Genomic DNA, 5,821 nt, shown 5'->3' with positions numbered 1-5,821 from the left:
AAAAAGAGAGCAGAATTTCTGCTCTCCAAATTTCTTATCTATAGCTGTTGCTGTTTGAACGGCTGTTATTGTGGCTTGGACGTTTTCCAGTGTGGCCCTGGCGGGATTTGTATGATCCTTTTTGGCCGCCCTGTCTGCCTCTGCCATTGTATCCTCCGCGGCTGCGGTCATTTGGCTTTCTGTCACGCTTAGATGGAAGCGGCTTTTCCTCTGTTAATTTAACAGGGGTTGTATCCGGTTCCTTTGTCAGCATCTTCAGCACGGCCTGAACAACTGTTGAAGCGTCCTTTTGTGCCAGAAGCTGATCTGCCGCTTCCTTATAGCTTCCAAGATTGTTTTCCTCGATGGTTTGCATGATTTTTTCCAATACAGCTTTTTGCTGGCCTTCAAGCGCCTCATCCAGTGTTGGAGCATCCATGCGTTCCATTTTTTTCTTTGTTGTACGTTCCACCACATTCAGGTACGATTTCTCGCGTGGATTGATGAATGTCATCGCAACACCCGTTTTTCCAGCACGTCCGGTCCGGCCGATGCGGTGAACATAGCTTTCAGGATCCTGAGGAATGTCAAAATTATATACATGCGTGACGCCGGAAATGTCCAATCCGCGCGCTGCAACATCTGTTGCCACAAGGACGTCAATGCTTCCCTCTTTGAACTTCCTTAGTACAGACATCCGTTTAGCCTGGCTTAGGTCCCCATGGATTCCTTCAGCCATATATCCGCGAAGATTCAAGGCTTCAGCCAATTCATCAACCCGGCGCTTTGTACGTCCGAATACGATCGCCAATTCCGGTGATTGAATATCCAGAAGTCTTGTCAGCACATCAAATTTATTTCTCTCATGCACTTCAACATAGAATTGTTCAATAGATGAAACAGTCATTTCCTTAGCTTGTACACGGACAACCTGAGGGTCCTTCATAAAGCGTTCTGCCATTCTGCGGATTGGCGCAGGCATTGTAGCAGAGAAGAGCAGTGTTTGGCGCTCTTCAGGAATTTGTGCAAGAATCGCTTCAATATCATCAATGAATCCCATGTTAAGCATTTCATCCGCTTCGTCAAGGATGGCCGTATGGACATGGTCCAAACGCAAAGTTTTGCGGTTGATATGGTCCAGAATACGTCCCGGCGTTCCAACGATGATATGCGGTTTGTTCTTTAATGCACGGATTTGGCGGTTAATATCCTGGCCGCCATAAATGGAAAGGACTTTCGTTCTTTTTCCGTAGCCGATTTTATACAGTTCTTCCGATACTTGAATCGCCAGCTCACGTGTAGGGGCAATAATAATTCCCTGAATATGCTCTTTTGTGTTATCGATTTTATCAATCATCGGGATTCCGAATGCAGCGGTTTTTCCTGTTCCTGTCTGCGCCTGCCCGATCAGGTCTTTATTCTCCAAACTTAACGGAATGGTCTGTGTCTGAATAGGAGTCGCTTCTTCAAATCCCATTCGTTTCAGTGATTTCATTGTCTCCGGGCTGATGCCCAAGTCTTGAAACTTTGTCAATGTATTCATTCTCCTTCTAATCATAGAAAAATTTTGTCCCTGCAAACCTGCAGGCAGGAGTTCTCCTGAAAAAATTGGCCTATGAGTCTCTTCCGGACGATTATAAGAAATGTTATGGCACCCTGTAAGGAGCCTTTTTACCGGCAGTACCCGGCAATCTAGATGCTGTAACTTCTTATTATATAAAAAGTGCGGTTATGTTTCGTTAAGAAGAGTCCCACTCACTATGAAACCCGCTTGAGGAAAGGATGAGGGTAAGTTCTATCCAAATTGTTCACGGACAATCAGGTCTCTTAAGATAAGCGTATTTAAGCACCCATCTATTTATGGCCTTACTGAAGTATGCTTTTTCAGCAATACTTCTGTATTTAATGAAAAAAGACATTCTCCTGCTGGAGTATGTCCGGGTTCTCAAAAGAAGTTCCTGTTGGCACTTTGGTGTTTATATTACCATTTTCAAGTAAGCATTGCAAACGTGAAGGCTGGCTGAAAACCTTATCATTCTGGCTTTTTTTGCAGAAAGCCAAGGATCTCCTGAAAGAGGCGGTCCCCTTCCCCGCAATGGCAGATAAGATGCTTTGAGTCTTTTATAAAAATTAATTTTTTGGCTGATGAACTAATATTATTATATAAATATCTGGCGCTTCTCGGAGGCACCACTCCATCACTTTCACCCTGCGCAATTAATGTCGGCACAGTGATCTGATTTAAAATAGGCCTGATGGAAGCCACAAGCCTGCGGAATTGAAGTGTTGCCGTAATCGGTGTCGCACTGATTTTCCGCTTATATCTGACGAACATTTCATTGTCAGCCAGGTTCCCCCTGAAAGCATCTCTTACCATCTCTTTCATATCAAAGAATAGCTGCTTCGGGTTCACGTAATAGGCAGCAGCACTGAGCAGAACCAATTTATCTACAGGGTAATGAACCGTTAAATAGCTGGCGATCAGGCCGCCCATTGAAAAACCGATGACATATACTTTTTCACAGCGGCTGATCAGCCTTTTCAGTTCTTCCTCTGCATGCTCAATCCACTTGTTGTAGGCGATTCCTTTCAGCTTCAGTTCATCGCCATGACCCGGCAATGTCGGCACGGAAATCTCCCAGTCTGTATGCTCTTTTAAATACTCTGCCAAAGGTTCTACTTCGAATGGAGCTCCTGTAAAACCATGTATGCACATGCAGCCAATCATTTACGAGTCACCGCCATTTTTTTATATTTCGTTCATTTTATTTTACACTTTTTCCTTTTTGCCATACTAATCAAACCTGTCGGAAGATAAAAATTACAACGGAGGAACTATTTAAGAATAACTTAAACCCCTGTTTCACGTGGAACAGGGGTTTATTTCCAATAATAACAGATATAAGCAATTTTTCTATTTTCAAAAGGATATTGCTGAAAAACTTTATGCTGTATCAGTCCTTCATCCTTTCTGTTAAAGCTAAAAGGCTGTTAAAGAAACTATTGAAGAGCTGATACAACTTCTTCAAGTTTCATGCCACGGGATGCCTTAACCAGCACAATGGTTTCCTGGTCGACTTGTTTCTTCAGTTCTTGAATGAGATTCTGTTTGTCAGTAAAGGCTGCCACCCGTTCATGAGGCAGGACTTCCTTCGCCCCCTTGGCGATAAATTCGCCAAGCTTGCCGAAAGTAAACACGTAATCAACCTTTTTTGCATCCACAGATTTCCCAGTGGAGTAATGGAAATCCTCCTCCTGCGGACCAAGCTCCAGCATATCGCCAAGAACGAGAACTTTCTTTTTATAGCCAGGAAGATTGGCGACCAGTTCAATGGCTGCATTCATGGATGTCGGGCTGGCATTATAGGCATCATTAATAATTTTTTCACCCATTTTGCCCTCGAGCAGTTCCATTCTCATATTGGTCAGCTTTAAGCTGGCAAAGCCTTCGTTCATCTTTTCGTACGGAACGCCGAAATGGGATGCTGCAATCATCGCTGCCAGGGCATTGAGAACGTTATGGGTGCCCAGTACTGGCAGGTAAAATTCCTCGTCGGATCCATTGATCCCAAATGTGCTGCCCTTGTCATTCTGCTTGATATCCACCGGATACACATCGTTTTTCCCGGTTCTTCCAAAGGTTCTTAATGCAGCCGAACCATTGTAGGTTTTCAGCTTTTCATCAAGAAGCGGCTCGTCACCGTAATAAATAACCAGGCCATTTTCCTGAAGGCCATTTATGATTTCCAGCTTCGCTTCTGCAATCCCTTCTCTGGAACCTAAATCCTGCAGATGAGATTCGCCTATATTCGTAATGATCACGGCGTCGGGACGGGCAAGCTTCGTAAGAAAATCGATTTCTCCCCTTCCGCTCATTCCCATTTCGAGTACGGCGATTTCCGTATCTTCTTCAAGTGCCAGAATGGTCAGAGGAAGACCGATATGGTTGTTATAGTTGCCTTCCGTTTTTTGAACCTTATAGTTTAGTGACAGAAGGTTTGCGGTCATATCCTTGGTCGTTGTTTTGCCGTTGCTTCCTGTAATGCCTGCGACCTTTACATTTAATTCATTACGATAGCTTCTCGCCAATTCCTGAAGAGCTGTCAGTGTATCTTCAACAATCAGGATTGGAAGATGCAGTGGCGGATTGGGAACATCCTTTTGCCAAAAGGCCGCGGCTGCCCCCTTTTCAATGGCATCTTCTACAAATCGGTGGCCATCTGAATTTTCCCCTTTGAAAGGAACAAATAAATTGCCCTTCCCGATTCTTCTGGAGTCAATGCTCACGCCCTGTATGGATGTGTCATTATAAGAAGATACGTCATTATCTACTTTAATCATCTGTGTAATTTCCTGAAGTGTTTTTTTAATCATATGGCGCCTCCTATTGGACAAAATCAGAAGGCAGCAGATAATCCTGATTTTGCCATTTATGTATGAACAAAAGGAACACGGCAAAAATGCCGTGTTTCCTTCAACAGTTATGCCTTTTTACATGGTGTGTTTGATGCTTTGTTTCTCAGCATGGCGTTCAATGGCCAGATTGACAAGCTTTTCAATCAGCTGAGGATATTCTACTCCCGTATGCTTCCACAGAAGCGGGAACATGCTGAAAGGTGTAAAGCCCGGCATGGTGTTGACTTCATTAATGTATAGCTTACCCTCTCTTGTTAAGAAAAAGTCAGCCCGGACAAGACCTGAACAGTCAAGGGCTTTAAATGCCTTAATGGCCATATTGCTCAGTTCGCTGTACTCACTCTCGGAGATTTCAGCAGGAATGATTAATGCTGTGTCTCCATCCTCATATTTCGCTTTATAGTCATAGAATTCAACCTTCGGCACAATCTCACCGGCAACAGAGCATTCCGGATGATCATTGCCCAGCACGCCAGCTTCAATTTCTCTTGCAGTGACGCCTTCTTCGATAATGATTTTACGGTCAAATTGGAAAGCTTCTTTAAATGCTCCTTCAAGCTCTGTGCGGTTCATACACTTACTGATGCCCACACTGGAACCCAGGTTGGCCGGTTTTACGAAACACGGGTAGCCGAGTTCTTTTTCCACTTTTTCATACGCTGTCTCTGTTTCATTCTCCCACTCACTGCGGATAAACCAGACATACTTCACCTGCGGCAGGCCTGCCTGTGCAAATATATTCTTCATGATGACCTTATCCATGCCCGCTGATGAAGCCAATACTCCATTCCCCACATATGGCAGGTTTAAGAGCTCAAGCAGCCCCTGAACTGTGCCGTCTTCCCCGTTCGGACCGTGAAGCAGCGGGAAGATGACATCAAATGGGCCTTTCTCCTGTGCATCCTGGAAAAGGGTCGGTGCCAATGCTGTTGGTGGAAGTGCTTCCCTCTGGGAGAATTCCAGCTCCTTTACATTGGAAACAGGACCCTGCAATTGAGGGCCTTTCACCCATCGGCCTTCTTCAGATATATAAATAGGATGAATTTCAAATTTCTCTAAATCCAATGCTTTAATGACAGCCATTGCAGTCTGCATAGAAACTTTATGCTCCGCTGACTTTCCGCCGTATAAAAGGCCAACCTTTGTTTTCATAAAAAGAACCTCCAATATTCAATCATGGACTAACCGGCTTTTCATGCCGTTTTATTTTTCTTAAACTGATTTATATGTTCATTCAAGCTATTCTATATTGTAACACTTTCACATTTAAGAAAGGGAGTGATTACATGTTCAATTCTTCAGGAATTTTTTTCTGCCCCTACGCCCATATTTCTATATGTATGACAGAGCGCTGAAAAAGGAAACTTTTCTTATCTTAAACATAGGCTCTTTTCGAATAAAATTTTGTTTTTCACCTATTAATGTT

4 protein-coding genes are annotated in these 5,821 nt (G+C 43.7%); all 4 read right to left on the bottom strand.

Annotated features, from left to right (window positions below):
- Positions 1-34: 34 nt before the first annotated feature.
- The 4 genes from cshA to CHI10_RS19670 all read right to left on the bottom strand — a co-directional run bounded on the left by cshA (position 35) and on the right by CHI10_RS19670 (position 5,547).
- The gene (gene cshA, locus CHI10_RS19685) at positions 35-1,513 is read right to left on the bottom strand and encodes a degradosome RNA helicase CshA (protein WP_095245881.1); all 1,479 of its coding nucleotides are present in this window, start codon (positions 1,511-1,513) and stop codon (positions 35-37) included.
- A gap of 498 nt (positions 1,514-2,011) precedes the next feature.
- On the bottom strand, positions 2,012-2,707 hold the full coding sequence (locus CHI10_RS19680; protein ID WP_095245880.1) for an alpha/beta hydrolase: 696 nt from the start codon (positions 2,705-2,707) through the stop codon (positions 2,012-2,014).
- Between the two features lie 272 nt (positions 2,708-2,979).
- Entirely contained in the window at positions 2,980-4,353 is a 1,374-nt protein-coding gene (locus tag CHI10_RS19675) for a UDP-N-acetylmuramoyl-tripeptide--D-alanyl-D-alanine ligase (RefSeq protein WP_095245879.1), read from the bottom strand.
- Between the two features lie 117 nt (positions 4,354-4,470).
- The gene (locus tag CHI10_RS19670; RefSeq protein ID WP_095245878.1) at positions 4,471-5,547 is read right to left on the bottom strand and encodes a D-alanine--D-alanine ligase; all 1,077 of its coding nucleotides are present in this window, start codon (positions 5,545-5,547) and stop codon (positions 4,471-4,473) included.
- Positions 5,548-5,821: the final 274 nt, after the last annotated feature.

Source organism: Bacillus sp. 7894-2 (assembly GCF_002272225.1).
GTDB lineage: Bacteria > Bacillota > Bacilli > Bacillales > Cytobacillaceae > Cytobacillus.
Note: the sequence above shows the minus strand (reverse complement) of the source record. Positions and strands in the feature narration are given on the sequence as shown.

Coding starts and splice junctions, on each gene's coding strand:
- CHI10_RS19675 (WP_095245879.1), bottom strand. CDS start 4,353: ATGATTAAAAAAACACTTCAGGAAATTACACAGATGATTAAAGTAGAT.
- CHI10_RS19680 (WP_095245880.1), bottom strand. CDS start 2,707: ATGATTGGCTGCATGTGCATACATGGTTTTACAGGAGCTCCATTCGAA.
- CHI10_RS19670 (WP_095245878.1), bottom strand. CDS start 5,547: ATGAAAACAAAGGTTGGCCTTTTATACGGCGGAAAGTCAGCGGAGCAT.